We start from the raw sequence: 15,198 nt of genomic DNA, 5'->3' as shown, positions 1-15,198 counted from the left end.
TCGCTGCAGGTCTGCTGTCGGCCGCGCTTGCCGTTCGGCACGGCATCCCAGTTCATCGCGGGGTCGAACCAGATCGTCAGCGACCCACGGCGCTTGAGCGCTTCGTTATAGGCTGGTCAGTTCGAAGTCTTGTAGATCGCGGGTGTCGGTCTGCTCATGCCACCCACCTACCACGCTGGATTCACGAGATGAATCCCTCTCGAGATTTATGCAACATTTGTAACCGCCCCTTGCGCAAGAGGAATCTTCAGGATTGATTTCGGCGCATCGTCGGGTGCTGACATGTGTCCGGCCTCTGATGCGACCAGCTACATGCCGCGGGCCCGTATGGTGTTCGAAGGTCGGGTCCGGATCAAAGCCGCGTGCTCGTAGGCACTCTGTTGCACACTGGATCTCCCGATCCCGTCTCACGACCGTTGCGGCAAACCGCTCCTTGCCCTCTTCCGCTCCGACGTCCTCGCGACTGCCGGACGACTTACGCCGCCGCAGTTGGAGACCGGTAGACTTCACCCTTCGCCATCAGAGCCCAGACGATGCGCGCCATCTTGTTGGCCAAGGCGACGCGCACCAGCATTGCTGGTTTGCGTGTCAGCATTCCCGCCAGCCAGGTGCCCGGCCGGGCGGTGGCATGGACATGCCGCTTGATGATGACGCTGTTGGCGCCGATGATCAGCAGGCGCCGCAATGATCGCTCGCCCATCTTCGTCGTCGCTCCGAGGCGCTGCTTGCCGCCCGTCGAGTGTTGTCGCGGCACGAGGCCGAGCCAGGCGGCGAAGTCACGACCGCGGCGGAATGTCTCTGCTGGCGGGGCCAACACCGCGATGGCGGTGGCGATCAGGGGCCCGATGCCGGGCACCGTCATCAGCCTTCGGGCCACTTCATTCTCTTTGGCCCGACGGGCGATCTCAGCGTCAAGCTTGCCGATCTCGGTCTCAAGATGGGTGAGCGCCGCGACCAGCACTTTCAACGTGGCGATGGCATCGGCGGGCAGGCCACTTTCCGGGTCCTCGACGAAGGCTATCAACCGTGCGGCATTCGCCGCGCCCTGCGGCACGATCTGCCCGAACTCGCCCAGGTGGCCGCGAAGGGCATTGATGGCCTGCGTTCGCTGCCGGATCAGAAGCTCGCGAATGCGGAAGACCATCGCAGCCCCTTGGGTCTCTTCACTCTTCACGGGCACGAAGCGCATTGTCGGTCGCAACGCCGCCTCACAGATCGCTTCGGCATCTGCCGCATCGTTCTTCTGGCGCTTCACGAAGGGCTTGACGTAAGCGGGCGGGATCAGCTGCACCTCATGGCCCAGCTTGCCGATCTCGCGGCCCCAGAAGTGCGCACCGCCACAGGCTTCCATCGCGACGACGCAAGACGGCAGCAGGCTGAAAAAAGAACACCTGCGCTCGCCGCAACGTCCTGCGCAGAACCGCTCGGCCAGCGACATCAGCTCCATGAACCTGGAACACATTCTTCGCCAGATCGAGTCCGACCGTGATAATCTCCGACATGACCGCTCTCCTTTGTGGATCGTTGCAGACCCACCTTGGCACGTTGATGCCGTCGGGGGCGGTCACATCATCACAGCCTGCAAACATGCGACCCCACACGGTGATCGCGGAAAGAATCGTAGAGTCCGGCACGCATCACGGAGCGCACGAAAATCAGCCCTTGACCTCCGCGATTAGAGAACGGTCCGGACCGTCACCGAGAAACGTGGCGGCAGATGCTTTGCTCTCTCGCCCGCTCCCTGAGCCACCTCTTTAGGCCCTCGACCTCGGGAAGCAGTGGACCGGTTCTTTCCGCCGTCAGCAGATACACGCCCTGTTTCGACGCGATGGTTTGGTCCGTCGCCCGCACGAGGCTGCCGGATCGCTCGAAATGCTCGGCGAAGGTCTCGGCCAGGAGACAGAAATGCGGGCCGTTCGCAGCGATCGTGGCCGCGGCGACGGAGCTGTCGGTGTGGACATGCGATTTCGGCTTCGGCATCACCGTGTCGGGCGCATGGGCTGCGAAGAAGTCGTGCCACTGATCCTCGAGCCCGACAATGTGGACGAGCGGCCGGGACGCGAGGTCGGCCACGTCTAGCGACTTTCCCTCGGCCTCGAGCGTTCGCGGTGAGCAGAGTGGAACGAGCGGGTCGGTGAACAGCAGTTCCGCCCGGTAACCCGCCCAATGCCCGTATCCAAGGCGGATCTCGACGTCGGTGTCGTCGAGCGCGAGGTTCTCGGCCCAGACCGAACTGTGCATCCGGATCTCGATCCGGGGATGGGCGGCAGAGAAACGGCTCACGATCTCGGCAAGCCAGAGAGCGGAATAGGTGAGTGGCGCGCGGATCGTGAGCCGGCTGGCGCGGTTGAGGCCGAAGATGCTCGTCGTCGCCCCGAGGATCTCGGCAAAGGCACTGCGGATAGACGGGAGGTAGGCCTTGCCGTTCTCGGTCAGCCTGAGCCCGCGCGGCAGCCGCTCGAATAGCGCGTAGCCGAGATGGCGTTCGAGTGCCCGGACGCGATGGCTCACGGCGGATTGCGAGATGTTCAGTTCTTGCGCAGCGGCCATGAAGCTCTCGTGGCGCGCGGCGGCCTCGAAGGCCTGAAGCGCCGGCAACGGCGGCAGTGCGGTGGGATTCCGGGGCATCCAGCCTCCAACTTTCGTGGGTCTTAGGGCGCAAAGAGTTCTTTTGACGAAGTCATGTCTGCGTCGCATCGTCAAGCAGAACCAATCAGGACGGAAGGATACTGGGATGCGCGTGGGGTTCATCGGTCTGGGCAATGTCGGCGCCAAGCTCGCCGGAAGTCTGATCCGCAACGGCTTCGACGTCATGGTGCGCGACACCGATGAGGCTGCGGCGAAATCGCTGCTGGAAGGGGGCGCCCGCTGGGCCGAGAGTGGGCGGGCGCTGGCCGAGGCCTGCGACGTGATCGTCACTTGCCTGCCCTCGCCGAAGGTCTCGGCCCAGGTGCTTGAGGAAAAGGACGGCGTGCTCGATGGCATCACCCCGGGCAAGATCTGGCTCGAGATGTCGACGACCGAAGCGGCGGACGTCCAGCGCCTCGGTGCGCAGGTCGAGGCGCGGGGCGGCATCGCCATGGACAGCCCGGTGTCGGGCGGTTGCCATCGCGCCTCGACCGGCAATATTGCGATCTTCGCAGGCGGCAGGCGCGAGGCCTTCGAGAAGGTCCTGCCGCTCCTGACCACGATGGGCCGCCAGGTCGTCCATACCGGCAAGCTCGGCTCGGCCTCGGTCCTCAAGGTGATCACCAACTACCTCGCCGGCGTCCAGCTTCTGTCCACCGGCGAGGCCTTCATGGTCGCGAGGAAGGCCGGCGTCGATCTCGCCGTCGCCTATCACGCGATCCGCGTGAGCTCGGGCAACAGCTTCGTGCATGAGACCGAGGGCCAGCTGATCCTAAACGGCAGCTACAACATCAACTTCACCATGGATCACGAGGTGAAGGACGTCACCCTCTTCGACGATCTCGGCAAGTCGTTCGGCGTGCCGCTCGAGCTGTCGCCGGTCTGCGTCGCGGCGATGAATGACGGTCTCAAACGCTACGGCCCGCGGGTCTGGTCGAGCCAGGTCGTCAAGCGGCTGGAGGACGATTGCGGCATGGACCTTCGCGCTCCCGGCTTCCCGGAATACCTCGTCGACCACGAACCCGAAGGCAAGGGCGCCGAAGTCGTCGTTGAACACCGTCGCGGCTACGAGTAGCGGCGAAGCGCGCGCCGGGGGAACGCTCCCCCTCCCCGGCGCGCGCGCTTTTTCAAGGAGAGACAAGGCCATGGATAAATCGCACAAGCCCCGCTGGACCAGCTTCGAGAACGCGACCAAGAAAGATTTCCTGGCCGTGATGGACTACGAGGAGGCGTATAACGCCGCTCTTCCGGACCGGATCCTCGCCGCGATCCGGTCGCTCGACGAAGAATGGACACCCTATCCGCTGAACCGCTACCAGCACAGCCTGCAAGCCGCGACACGAGCGCACGATGACAAGGCCGACGAGGAAATCGTCATCGCCGCGCTCGTGCATGACGTCGGCGACATCCTGTCGCCCTACAACCACGGCGAGCTCGCCGCGGCGATGATGAAACCCTATGTCAGCGAGCGGACCTACTGGATCCTCAAGCATCACTGCGTCTTCCAAGGCTACTACTACAACCACTTCCTCGGTGGCGACCGCAATGCCCGCGAGAAATACAAGGGCTCGCGCTGGTACGAGGACGCGATCTATTTCTGCCACACCTACGATCAGTGCGCCTTTGACCCCGACTACCCGACCAAGCCGCTTGAATTCTTCGAGCCGATGCTGCGCCGCGTCCTGAGCAAGGGCTGGGGCCACATGGAGCTCGACGAAAAACGCGAAGACGTGGCCTGATGGAACTTGGCCGCTACTATATCGGCGGGGCGTGGGTCGAACCCCGCTCTGCCCGGGACTTCCCCGTCCTCAACCCCGCGACCGAAGCCCGGATCGGCACGGTAGCTCTGGGCGGGGCAGATGATGTCGACGCCGCGGTTGCCGCGGCGCGCCGGGCATTCGAGGGCTTCTCCCGAACCGGCCGCGACGAACGCATCTCGCTGCTCGAACGGCTTCTGGCGCTGAGCGAGGAGCGCCGCGAGGAGCTGGCTCAGGCGATGACCGCCGAGATGGGCGCGCCCATCACAATGTCCCGCGCCGCGCAGGCCGAAGCCGCGGTCGGCCATCTCGGTGCGGTTCTCGACGCGCTCAGGGCGCAGGAGGCGCGCGTGAGCCTGCCCAACGGAGACGTGCTCGTGCGCGAGCCGATCGGGGTCTGCGGGCTGATCACGCCGTGGAACTGGCCGATCAACCAGATCGCGCTTAAGGTTCTGCCCGCTCTGGCGGCGGGTTGCACCTGCGTGCTGAAACCCTCCGAGCACACGCCGCTTTCGGCCGCGGTCTACGCACAGATGATCCACGACGCCGGGTTTCCGGCCGGGGTCTTTAACCTTGTCCACGGCGATGGCCCGACCGTCGGGGCCGCGCTGTCGCGCCATCCGGACGTCGACATGATCTCGTTCACCGGCTCCACCCGCGCAGGCGTGGCAGTGGTGCGCGACACCGCAGAGACGGTCAAGCGCGTGACCCTGGAACTCGGCGGCAAATCCCCGAACCTCGTTTTCGCCGACTGTGACCTGAAAGAGCGGGTCACGGCCTCGGTGCGCGAATGCATGTTCAATACCGGGCAGAGTTGCGATGCGCCGACGCGCATGCTGGTTGAGCGGCGCTGCTATACTGAGGCGCTGAACATCGCGAAATCCGCGGCCGAGGGTCTCTCGGTCGGCGATCCGGCGCGCGAGGGCGACCATATCGGCCCGCTCTTCGATCGCACTCAGTTCGAGCGTGTGCAGGCGATGATCCGCACCGGCATCGAGGAGGGCGCCACGCTTCTGGCCGGCGGTCTGGGCCGGCCGGAGGGCTTCGATCGGGGATGGTTCGTGAAGCCGACGGTCTTCGCCGATGTCCGCAACGATATGGCGATTGCGCGCCAGGAGATCTTCGGGCCGGTTCTCGTGATCATCCCTTTCGACGCCGAGGACGAGGCCGTCCGCCTCGCCAACGACACGCCCTACGGGCTCGCCGCCTATGTCCAGACCGGCAACCTCGCGCGCGCCGAGCGGGTGGCCGCGCGCTTGCGCGCGGGCGCTATCCATATCAATGGCGGCGCCTTCAACTACGGCTCGCCGTTCGGCGGCTACAAGCAATCCGGCAACGGTCGCGAAGGCGGCCTGATGGGGATCGAGGACTACCAGGAAGTCAAGACGCTCCATTTCGGATGACGAGAACTCAACGGCCATTAGGGAGGAAACAATGACCGCACGTGAGGATTTAGTCCGGCCCCTCGTCGAGAACCTCGCACGATCGGCGCGCAGGGATGCGATGTCCCGGCGGGAATTCATCGCGACCGCCAGTACGTTCGGGGCCAGTGCCGCGGCGGCCTATGGGCTGCTGGGACTGAAAGCCCCCGTTCACGCACAATCCAGCATACCGCAAAAGGGCGGTGTTGTCAGGATCGGAATGCGTGTTCTGGCGTTGACGGAGCCGCGTCTGCAGGACTGGGATCAGGCCAACAATGTCAGCCGGCAGTTCCTTGAACCGCTGGTGCGCTGGGAGTTGGACTACAGTTTCAGCGGCGTTCTTCTGGACAGCTGGGACGTCAGTGACGACGCAAAAACCTACACGCTGCATCTGAGGACGGACGCGCTCTGGAACAACGGTGACGCCTTCACGGCCGATGACGTTGTCTTCAATATCGAACGTTGGTGCGACAAGACGGTCGAGGGCAATTCGATGGCGTCGCGCTTTGCTGCGCTTGTCGATGAAGAAACGCAGAAGGCGCGGGCAGGTGGTATCGAGAAGATCGACGACCACACTGTTCGCCTGAACCTGCCGCGCCCCGACATCACCTTGATCGCGGCAATGGCGGATCACCCGGCACTGCTGATTCACCCGAGTTTCCAAAACAGCATCGTGGACACTCCGATCGGGACCGGGCCTTTCGAACTGGTATCGCACGAGGTTGGGGTCAAGGCCGTACTAAAGCGCCGTGAGAGCGGCTGGTGGGGCGGGCAGACTCATCTCGACGGCGTCGAATTCATCGATTTCGGCACGGAGCCGATGGCCATCGTATCAGCATTCGAGGCCGGTGAGATCCACGTCAACGACGAGACGTCCGGCGACATCATCGAGGTTCTCGACGCGTTGGGCCTGGTGCGAAAGGAAAAGCCGACGGCCGGTACCATTGTCGCCCGGATGCGTTCAGACAGTGCGCCTTATGACAATCCGGACGTCCGCCGCGCCGTGCAGATGGCGGTGGACAACAGCGTCGTGCTCGAACTCGGCGTAAACAGCGCCGGTGTCGTCGCGGAGAACCACCACTGCGCCCCGTTCCATCCCGAATATGCGGATATCGGCGCACCCGAATACGATCCGGTAAAGGCGCGGGAGATGCTGATAGCGGCGGGTCATGCAGAGACCGAACTCGAACTGATCTCGCTGGACGGCGACTGGCGCCAGACCACAAGCGACGCAATCGGCGCGCAGCTCCGGGACGCCGGCTTCAACATCAAACGCACGATCATTCCCGGCGCGACATTCTGGAACGACTGGACGAAGTACCCGTTCTCGACGACCAACTGGGGCGCCCGTCCGCTGGGCGTGCAGGTCTATGGCCTAGCCTACAAATCCGGAGAACCGTGGAATGAATCGGGATTCTCCGACCCGGATTTCGACGCGAAACTCGAACAAGCCCTGGGCATCGCCGATGCCGAAAAACGGCGTCCGCTGATGGCGGAGATGCAGCAGATCCTGCGGGAAGCCGGGGTCATCATTCAGCCATTCTGGCAGAGCCAAAACCTGCACCATGTCCCGCAGTTGATGGGTTACGAAAGACATCAGCAATTCGAGGTGCGCCTCGACAACGTGTGGCTGGAAGAAGCCTGACCCAGAAAAGCCGTGCGCGCCCTTTCAAGTTTTTGCGGCGCGCACGTCCTCCGGGCGGCTTTATTTCGTTGGCACTCGTGTTTTCGCGAGTGCCGTCACAAGCGAATGGCGGCTTCATCCCGCCCTGCCAGTTGATCGGCGTGGAACAGGTGTTCAGTCCCGGCATCTGGTGGATCGGGTCGACGATGAATCTTTCGGGTTCTGATGCCCAGATCTTGCAGATGTATTCATAGGGCGTCAGGCCGCTGAGGGTCTTCAGTCTTCGGGCGAAGTTGTATGCTGCCATGAAGTCTGCGAGATGCGTCCGCAACTGATCGTGCCCGTCAAAATGGAAGCGCTTGACGGTTGCGTCCTTGATCGTGCGGTTCATGCGCTCGACCTGGCCGTTGGTCCAGGGGTGATTGATCCTGGTGAGCCTGTGCTCGACGCCGTTACCGAAGTCTGGAACCCAGTTTCGCGGCACCCGCGGAGCGGCGGGCGGTTTCTCAGTGAGACAGGATTTCGCAGCAAGCGAAAACTCCACCGCGCAAGCAGTAAAGCCGAACCTCGGCACAACCCAGTTCAGGCCGCCCGACGCGACTTATGGAAAGCGCTGGTACTTGTCGATCCGCCCGTTGGCAAAGTCTCGCAAATGGTTCATCAGCGTTGCCGCTTGACAAAGCGCGTCCTGCTCGTCCCTTGCGATGATCGCCTTTAGCAGGTCGCAATAGATACGCTTGGCGGCGCGCTGATCTTTCTCCGTGAGATAGTAGCGCCAAAACCGGCGGGACAGTCCCTGGGTCGTCCTCAGGGTCGCCGATACGAACTCATTCTTCGACGCCCCGGCAATCGCCCGGTGGATTTCCCTCAGAATGGCCATGAAACTGTCCCGATCATCATCGGCGATCGCCACGATCCGGGTGCGGATGTCCGAGAAGAGGCGCAGGTCGTCATCGGTCATGCGCTGCACGGCCTTCTCGATCGTCAGCCGTTCGATCGGTTCGCGCAATTCAAGCAGCTTCAGCATCGCGACCGCGTCGATGCCGGGAATCTGGACGCCGGCCCGCGAGATGCTCACGAGGTTTTCGCCGGAAAGCCGCAGGAGCGCCTCCCGGACGGGTGTGCGGCCGAGATCGAGAAGTTCGCAAAGCTCGGCTTCCTGAAAGACCGCCCCGGGCGGCAGTTCGCAGTTGATGATCGCCGTTTCAAGACGTTCGGCGGCGATGTCCGCCTTGGTCATTCTCGGTTGCGATACTACGTTCATGCCACTTGTCTTGTGCAGGTCACGACCTCCGGGTTCAGGGCAACTCCAAGGCCGGGTGTGTCCGGGACCGCGATCATACCATCTTCGCCGACCGGGGCCAGTCCCACCGCCAGCCGGTTGCGCAGAAGCGCCGGACTCGTGGAATACTCCACCAGCTCGGGTTCGAGACGGGTCGACAGGAACTGGAGGTTCGCGGCGATGGTGATGTCGGAATTGTAGCCGTGCGGCACGATCCGGCGCGGTCCGAGCATCGCGGCCAGGCGCGTCATCTCGCTCAACCCGCCGAACATGGTGACATCGGGCTGGACGAAATCGAGCGCCCCTGCATCGAGGAACGGCGTGACCTCCCTGCAGGTGGTGAAGCCGAGATCGCCGACGCCGACCGGAATGCGCGTCTTCTGTCTCAGCCGCGCATGATCGGCGATATTGCCAAGCGGGAACGGCGCCTCGATCCATTTGAAATCAAGCTCCTCCAGCAATGGCAGGAAGCCCTCGATCTCGTCGAAACGGGTGAATTCCTGCGCCACGTCGAGCATCAGGTCGCAGGCGTCTCCCACCACCTTGCGCAGATGTGTCAGGTTGAGGCGCACGAGCGGAGCGTCCTGCCACCAGGGATCGACGCAGATCTTGAGCGCGCGAAAGCCCCGGGCGCGCAGCGCCTCGGCCTGGGCGGTGATGCCATCGGGCGTATCGGCGAGCGGGTAGATCGTCGCATAGACCGGCAGCCGGTCGTGGCGCTTGCCGCCCAGCAAGGCATGGACCGGCACGCCCCTGGACCGCGCGAAGAGGTCCCAGATCGCGATGTCGAGCGCGCTGATCGCGTGCAGCACGGCGCCGTGGCGGCCGAACCACTGGGTGCGGCGGTACATCTCGTCCCAGAGCCGGCGCGGATCGTCGAGTTCCTGGCCGGTGAGGATCGAGCCGAGCCCCTCGGCAAGGCTGTTGTAGGTCGGCATCTCGACGATCGCGCGCAGGACCGAGGGCGGGGTGTCACTCTCGCCGATGCCGCAGAGCCCATTGTCGCCATGCACGACGACGACGGCATTCTGGTAGCTGCCTTCGAAGCGGTTGTAGCTGGCGCCGGGGTCCTGAAGGCACAGGACCTCGACGCGCTCGATCCTCACGGTCATTTCAGGGAGAACGCGCGACGGGCATAGACGAAGGGTTCGATCGCGTCCCAGTCCAACTCGATACCGAGCCCGGGCAGGCCGCTTGCCGCTACGTTGCCCTCGGCGTCGGGTCGGATCACCTGGCGGGCGCCGAACTCGTATTTTTCGAAGGGCGTCGCCTGTTCGAAATAGTCGCAGTTCGCATGGGCGAGCATCAGGTGCAGGTTGGCCGCCTGGGTGATCGTGTAGCCCCAGCTCTGGACCTCGCATTTGGCACCGTGGGCGCGGCTGACCGCCATGCCGTCCTCGGCCCCGGTGAAGCCGCCGATCCCCGTGACGTCGAAGCGCGAGCGATACCAGGCGCGGCTTTGCAGGGCGAGTTCGATGAGATGCAGGTTCGGGATCGAATTCCCGCCACAGATCACGTCGAGGTCGAGCAGGTCGGCAAGTACCCGGTAGCCGTTGAGATCGGTATCGGGCAGCGGCGCCTCGAAGAACTCCCAGCCAGCCGCGTCGATCACCCGACCGATCTTAACCGCCTGGTCGAGCGTGTAGTTCGCGTCCGCATCGAGGCTCCAGCCGACCTCCCGGCCGCGGAACGCTTCGTTGAGGGTGCGGACGAGCCGAAGGTCATCCTCGAAGCAGCAATAAGGATGGATCTTGATCGAGCGGTAACCCGCGGCAAGCATCCGTTCGCAATAGTCGATATAGGACTGATCGTCTGGCAGGAGCGGGCTGGAGGCATAGGCGCGGACCTTCTCGCGCGCCGCGCCGAACATCTGGTAGAGCGGCAGGCCGAGGGTCTTGGCCTTGCCATCATGCAGCGCGATGTCGAAGAGCGAGGTCGCGACATGGCCGAGCGGGACGTAGCGGCTGCGCATGTCGGCATAGGCGACGGGGATGGCGAAGACGCTCTTGCCAAGGACGAAGGGCGCCATCAGCGAAGCCGCCGAGAAGACCGTGCGGTCGAATTCGTGCTCGGTATAGGCGGTGGTGCCGGCGAGCGCCTCGATCCCGTTGGAAAGATGCAGGCGGGCGAGGATCATTGCCTCGTACATCGGTCCCAGATGCGAGGACCAGGTGACCTTCTCGCCGTCGGGTCCGACGGCCAGAAGTTCGATGCGTTCGACGATTGGGGCGGACATCAGGGCCTCGCGGGGCTGAAAGGGGGTGGGGAAGCGCGGCGGCGGACCGCCGCGCCTGGGGGTCTCACTCGCTGTCTTCGTTCATGAACTTCACGGTGGTGATCATCATGCAGATGAGGATCAGCATCACCGGCAGGCCGACGAGGACCGAGGCGGTCTGCATGGTCTTGAGCCCGCCGAGGAACAGCAGCGTCAGCGGCAGTACGGCGATCGCGCCGCACCAGAACAGGCGGTTGCCGCGCGCCGGCTCCTGGCCCTCGTCGAGCTGCCTGGTCGAGGCGCAGGCCATGACGTAAGCGGCCGAGTCGAAGGTCGTGGCCAGAAGCACGATGCCCGAGACCGCGACGGCGATGAGCACGATGGTGGCGCCCGGCAGGGTCTTGAACATCGCGATGATCGCCGGGGCGACGCCATCGTTGTTGACGAGGTCGACCATCGGCAGCGCGCCCGAGATCTGCAGGTTGATGCCGTAGCCGCCGAGCACGATGTAGAAGAAAGCGCAGCCCGCCGTGCCGAAGGTCAGCATGCCGACGATCACCTCGCGCACGGTGCGGCCCATCGAGATCCGCGTCACGAACATCCCCATGAACGGCGCATAGGCGACCCACCAGGCCCAGTAGAACACGGTCCAGGCCTGCGGGAAGCCGGAGGCGCTGACCGAATCGGTCCAGGTCGAGAGCGTGATGAAGTTCGACAGGGCGTAGCCGAGCGAATCCATCCCGAGCCGGGCGATGAAATGCGTCGGCCCGACGGCGAGGATGTAGACGATGATCGCCAGCGTCAGCAGCGTGCCGATATAGGACAGCCGCTTGATCCCGTTTTCAAGGCCGAGGCCGCTCGACAGCGTGAAGACCGCGGTACAGGCGACGATGATTCCGACATCGATCGTGGTGCTGGGCGCCACGCCGAGGACAGACGCCACCGCCCCGCCGATCATCGGCGTTCCGAGGCCGAGCGAGGTCGCCGCGGCGCCGAGGATCCCGAAGATGAACATGTAGTTGATGACGGAGCCGACAGGCCCGTCGACGAGATCGCCGAGCGCGCCACGGCAGCTCTCGCTGACCCGGTAGATATGCTTCTTGCGGACATAGTAGATGTAGGACATCGCGATCGCCGGCACACAGTAAAGCGCCCAGGCGGTCGGCCCCCAGTGGAAGATGCCGTAGGCCTGGCCGACGACATACATCTGCGGTGTGTTCGGCTCGATCCCGAAGGGTGTCCAGGCGTAGTGATAGGCCCATTCGGTGCCGCCCCAGAGGACGAGGCCCGAGGCGATGCCGGCGAGGAACACCATCGCGCCCCAGGCCGACCAGGTGAACTCCGGCGCCACGTCCGCATCGCCAAGCCGGATCGCGCCATGGCGCGAGAAGGCCAGGGCGACGAGGAACACGAGCGAGACAAAGGCGACGCCGAGGAACGCCCAGTCGAAGGTGCCGGTCATCCAGCCGAAGAGACCGTCGATGACCGTCTTGCCGCTGTCCGGATAGGCGATGAGCGTTCCCGCGATCGCCATGATGAGGCCGATGCTGATCGCCAGCATCGGCATGTTGGTTTCGACGCGCACGGCGCCGGGCTTGGGTAGTGACACGTCCGTTTCCTCCACTAGACGTTCGATATCAGGTGCGGGCCATCAGGTCGGCGATGTGTGCGCCGTCGATCTGACGGAATTCGACGCCGTCACGGATCGAAAGATCCGTGGCGATGGCCGCGGCGCGGCCGTATTCGAAGCACTGGGCGGTGACGCGGGCCGAGGCGAGCGCCTCGTGCTCGGCCGACAGGCAGCGCCCGGCGACGATGACATTGCGCCCCTCCTTCGGCACCAGCGTTCCGAAGGGCACGTCGTAGTAGTCGTCGATCAGCCACTCGGTCTTGGGCTTGGCGCCGTAATGCAGCTCGATCGGCCAGCTCGACCGCGCGATGGAGTCGCGGCTCTTGCGCTTGCCCACGACATCCGCGTTCATCAGCCGCGCCATGCCGTCGATGGTGCGGGTCTGGCGCACGCCGACCTCGCCGCCGTAGTCGATGAAATAAGCCGCCTCGCAGCCCGGCACCTCTTCCTTGAGGAAGGCGAAGAAGGCGCGCGCCTGGTAGATCGCGAACTGCTCGGCCTCGGAATGGTCGATCGGGTCGGTGACGTCGAGCGCGCGGCCGTCGAAGCCGGTGATCTTGGTCGCGTTGACCAGCACCTCGCCGGGATTGACGGTCGGAAAGAGCCAGACCTTCTTGCGCAGAAGCTCGTCGCGCGCCTCGAGCCTTGCCACCACCTTCGCCGGCGAGATCGTGTCGTCGCCCCAGAAGTCGAGGAAGCGGGCAAGGTCGACATTGCCGATCTTGAACATCATCGTCGGATTCTGGATCGCGCCGTTGTTGCCCTTCGTGGTCGTGAGCCCCATGCCGACGACGACATCGGCGTCGCCCGAGGCGTCGATCACGCGCCGCGCCGCGACCCGGGTGAAGCCCGACTTGGTGTGCAGGACGAGCCCGGTGACGGCACCGTCCTCGGTGACCACGTCGACGACGGTCGTGTGGTAGAGGATCTGCACGCCCGCGCCGCGCAGAAGGTCGGTCGCGACCTTCTTGTAGGTGGCGCAGTCATGGGTGGCGACCCAGGTCTTGCCGTAGATCTGCGGCTCGGTCAGCCCGCCGTCGCGCGCGAGCGCGTCGCGGAACCGCTCGGCGAAGCCGAAGATGATCTGCTGCGGCTGGGCGGCACGGGGATCCTCGACGGCATTGTAGAGCCCGCAGATCGTCCCGGACATGCCGGAGACGGCGGCGCCGCCGCAATAGGCGAGACGCTCGACGATGAGCGTCCGGTGCCCGGCCTCCGCCGCAGTGACCGCCGCCGCGATACCGGCCGGGCCCGCGCCGACAACGACGACATCGAACGTGCCAAGGCTCGGGACCGATTGGCGGGCCGCATCCGGCAGGCAGGTAAGGTAAGCGCGCATTTCGTTCTCCATGTATTCTTAATATATTTACGGCATATACTGATTGAGAGATGAGCTGTTTCCGACATGGAGTGGACAAGAAACGCCCGGAAACCTCCCAAAATGGCGCACCGAGATCAGCTTTGCCTGGGTACAAGAGGGGATGTCACGGCGCCCAGCCGTCTGAGCGCCCCGACTGAATTGGCGTACCGCGATGGTTGAGAAACGGAGACCCAGAGATGGTGAGCAACCGACATAAGCCGGAAGAGCTTGTCACGAAGCTGTGGCCGGTTGACGCCCGGTAGGCGGGGACGGGTCCGGGCGGCTGGCCACTTCGGAGGTCGCAGGCTTCGAATGGGGCAGCTGGCAGCTCCCGCATCGCGGCAAGGTCCGCTTTCAGCCGTTCACCGATGCTGGCCTGGTGGCCGCGCCGAACATCGCCCTGCCGTTTGTGGCACTGCTCTCCGAGGTAAGCGTTGAACGCTTCCCAGTCCGGAAAGGACTGCCCTGAGCCCCGTATCTTCCTCCAGTTTTTCGGTAGAGTCCGCTCCAACGAGGAGACGGATGTCAATCCCGGCGCAAAATTGGTCGGCGTAGCGGCGGAATAGTCCCCAACGGTTGGGACTGTCGCGCGCCTTGGCGCGTGTGCTCGCCACAAAGCTGACGCGCGGCAAGGCGCACTGGCCGAAGGCCAGTCCGGGCAGCATCGATCGTTGTGAGATCAGGTTTGGGCCTTGCGGCTCTGGCGCAGCCTGAAGCTGTCGCCGTTCATCTCGAGAATGTGGACATGGTGGGTCAGGCGGTCGAGGATGGCGCCCGTGAGGCGCTCGGATCCGAAGACCTCGGTCCATTCGTCGAACGGCAGGTTCGATGTGATGATGATCGAGCCGCGTTCGTAGCGCTGCGAGATGATCTCGAACAGGAGCTCGGCGCCGGTCTTGGAGAGGGGAGCGAAGCCGAGTTCGTCGATGATCAGCAGATCCTGACCGGCGAGGCCCTTCTGGAAGCGCTGCAGCCGGCGGTCGTCGGCGGCCTCGATGAGTTCGTGGACCAGGCTTTAGGCCGTGGTGAAGCGGACCTTCAGGCCCTTCTGACAGGCGGCGAGGCCGAGCCCGAGGGCAACATGCGTCTTGCCGGTGCCGCTCGGTCCCAAGGCGATAACGTTCTCGCGACGATCGACGAACTCGCAGCGCGCGAGTTCCATCGCCAGCGCCTTGTTGAGCGTGGGGATTGCCTTGAAGTCGAAGCTGTCGAGGCTCTTCGTGGCGGGGAACTTCGCCGCCTTGATGCGGCGCTCGATCATCCGGCGCTCGCGCTCGATCA

The 15,198-nt window shown here is 64.3% G+C and carries 10 protein-coding genes and 5 pseudogenes; 4 read left to right on the top strand and 11 right to left on the bottom strand.

The annotated features are described in order from the left end of the window. The 3 genes and pseudogenes from OM960_RS24340 to OM960_RS24330 form a co-directional block, all read right to left on the bottom strand. Window positions 1-158: pseudogene (locus OM960_RS24340) on the bottom strand (IS5/IS1182 family transposase); the annotation flags it as partial. Between the two features lie 317 nt (window positions 159-475). After that, window positions 476-1,502 (bottom strand): annotated as a pseudogene (locus OM960_RS24335) (IS110 family RNA-guided transposase). A gap of 193 nt (window positions 1,503-1,695) precedes the next feature. After that, window positions 1,696-2,628 carry a LysR substrate-binding domain-containing protein gene (locus OM960_RS24330; protein WP_264773791.1) on the bottom strand — a complete coding sequence of 311 codons (933 nt, stop codon included), beginning with the start codon at window positions 2,626-2,628 and terminating at the stop codon, window positions 1,696-1,698. Between OM960_RS24330 and OM960_RS24325 the strand changes: the two genes are divergently transcribed. The 4 genes from OM960_RS24325 (at window position 2,612) to OM960_RS24310 (ending at window position 7,451) form a co-directional block, all read left to right on the top strand. Then, window positions 2,612-3,703, top strand: coding sequence for an NAD(P)-dependent oxidoreductase (locus OM960_RS24325; protein ID WP_317852852.1), 1,092 nt, complete (start codon window positions 2,612-2,614; stop codon window positions 3,701-3,703). The two genes, OM960_RS24330 and OM960_RS24325, sit on opposite strands and share 17 nt — an antisense overlap. A 70-nt stretch (window positions 3,704-3,773) precedes the next feature. After that, window positions 3,774-4,367, top strand: coding sequence for an HD domain-containing protein (locus OM960_RS24320; RefSeq protein WP_264773790.1), 594 nt, complete (start codon window positions 3,774-3,776; stop codon window positions 4,365-4,367). Next, the gene (locus tag OM960_RS24315) at window positions 4,367-5,788 is read left to right on the top strand and encodes an aldehyde dehydrogenase family protein (RefSeq protein ID WP_264773789.1); all 1,422 of its coding nucleotides are present in this window, start codon (window positions 4,367-4,369) and stop codon (window positions 5,786-5,788) included. The genes OM960_RS24320 and OM960_RS24315 overlap by 1 nt, the downstream gene beginning before the upstream one ends. 31 nt (window positions 5,789-5,819) lie before the next feature. Next, window positions 5,820-7,451: an ABC transporter substrate-binding protein gene (locus OM960_RS24310; protein WP_264773788.1), complete on the top strand. Its 1,632-nt coding sequence runs from the start codon at window positions 5,820-5,822 to the stop codon at window positions 7,449-7,451. A gap of 151 nt (window positions 7,452-7,602) precedes the next feature. On the opposite strand, the pseudogene OM960_RS24305 reads toward OM960_RS24310, so the two are convergent. The 8 genes and pseudogenes from OM960_RS24305 to istB form a co-directional block, all read right to left on the bottom strand. Beyond that, window positions 7,603-7,878: pseudogene (locus OM960_RS24305) on the bottom strand (integrase core domain-containing protein); the annotation flags it as partial. A gap of 153 nt (window positions 7,879-8,031) precedes the next feature. Next, the gene (locus OM960_RS24300) at window positions 8,032-8,670 is read right to left on the bottom strand and encodes a GntR family transcriptional regulator (protein ID WP_263340102.1); all 639 of its coding nucleotides are present in this window, start codon (window positions 8,668-8,670) and stop codon (window positions 8,032-8,034) included. Window positions 8,671-8,690: 20 nt separating this feature from the next. Then, complete coding sequence (locus tag OM960_RS24295; RefSeq protein ID WP_264773787.1) at window positions 8,691-9,818, bottom strand: mandelate racemase/muconate lactonizing enzyme family protein; 1,128 nt, start codon at window positions 9,816-9,818, stop codon at window positions 8,691-8,693. Window positions 9,819-9,820: 2 nt separating this feature from the next. Beyond that, entirely contained in the window at window positions 9,821-10,948 is a 1,128-nt protein-coding gene (locus OM960_RS24290; RefSeq protein ID WP_263340096.1) for a mandelate racemase/muconate lactonizing enzyme family protein, read from the bottom strand. Between the two features lie 64 nt (window positions 10,949-11,012). Continuing rightward, on the bottom strand, window positions 11,013-12,536 hold the full coding sequence (locus tag OM960_RS24285; protein ID WP_263340094.1) for a BCCT family transporter: 1,524 nt from the start codon (window positions 12,534-12,536) through the stop codon (window positions 11,013-11,015). 28 nt (window positions 12,537-12,564) lie between these two features. After that, window positions 12,565-13,896: an FAD-dependent oxidoreductase gene (locus tag OM960_RS24280; RefSeq protein ID WP_264773786.1), complete on the bottom strand. Its 1,332-nt coding sequence runs from the start codon at window positions 13,894-13,896 to the stop codon at window positions 12,565-12,567. Window positions 13,897-14,200: 304 nt separating this feature from the next. Beyond that, a pseudogene (locus OM960_RS24275) lies at window positions 14,201-14,374 on the bottom strand (IS21 family transposase); the annotation flags it as partial. 222 nt (window positions 14,375-14,596) lie between these two features. After that, a pseudogene (istB, locus tag OM960_RS24270) lies at window positions 14,597-15,198 on the bottom strand (IS21-like element helper ATPase IstB); the annotation flags it as partial.

The sequence above is a fragment of the Defluviimonas salinarum genome (assembly GCF_026013545.1).
GTDB classification, from domain to species: domain Bacteria; phylum Pseudomonadota; class Alphaproteobacteria; order Rhodobacterales; family Rhodobacteraceae; genus Albidovulum; species Albidovulum salinarum.
The sequence above is the reverse complement of the archived record's forward strand: the minus strand, read 5'-3'. Positions and strand labels throughout refer to the sequence as shown.

What these genes read in the sequence shown, in the direction of transcription:
- OM960_RS24320 (WP_264773790.1), top strand. Translation starts at nt 3,774, where the DNA reads ATGGATAAATCGCACAAGCCCCGCTGGACCAGCTTCGAGAACGCGACC.
- OM960_RS24290 (WP_263340096.1), bottom strand. Translation starts at nt 10,948, where the DNA reads ATGTCCGCCCCAATCGTCGAACGCATCGAACTTCTGGCCGTCGGACCC.
- OM960_RS24300 (WP_263340102.1), bottom strand. Translation starts at nt 8,670, where the DNA reads ATGACCAAGGCGGACATCGCCGCCGAACGTCTTGAAACGGCGATCATC.
- OM960_RS24280 (WP_264773786.1), bottom strand. Translation starts at nt 13,896, where the DNA reads ATGCGCGCTTACCTTACCTGCCTGCCGGATGCGGCCCGCCAATCGGTC.
- OM960_RS24330 (WP_264773791.1), bottom strand. Translation starts at nt 2,628, where the DNA reads ATGCCCCGGAATCCCACCGCACTGCCGCCGTTGCCGGCGCTTCAGGCC.
- OM960_RS24310 (WP_264773788.1), top strand. Translation starts at nt 5,820, where the DNA reads ATGACCGCACGTGAGGATTTAGTCCGGCCCCTCGTCGAGAACCTCGCA.
- OM960_RS24315 (WP_264773789.1), top strand. Translation starts at nt 4,367, where the DNA reads ATGGAACTTGGCCGCTACTATATCGGCGGGGCGTGGGTCGAACCCCGC.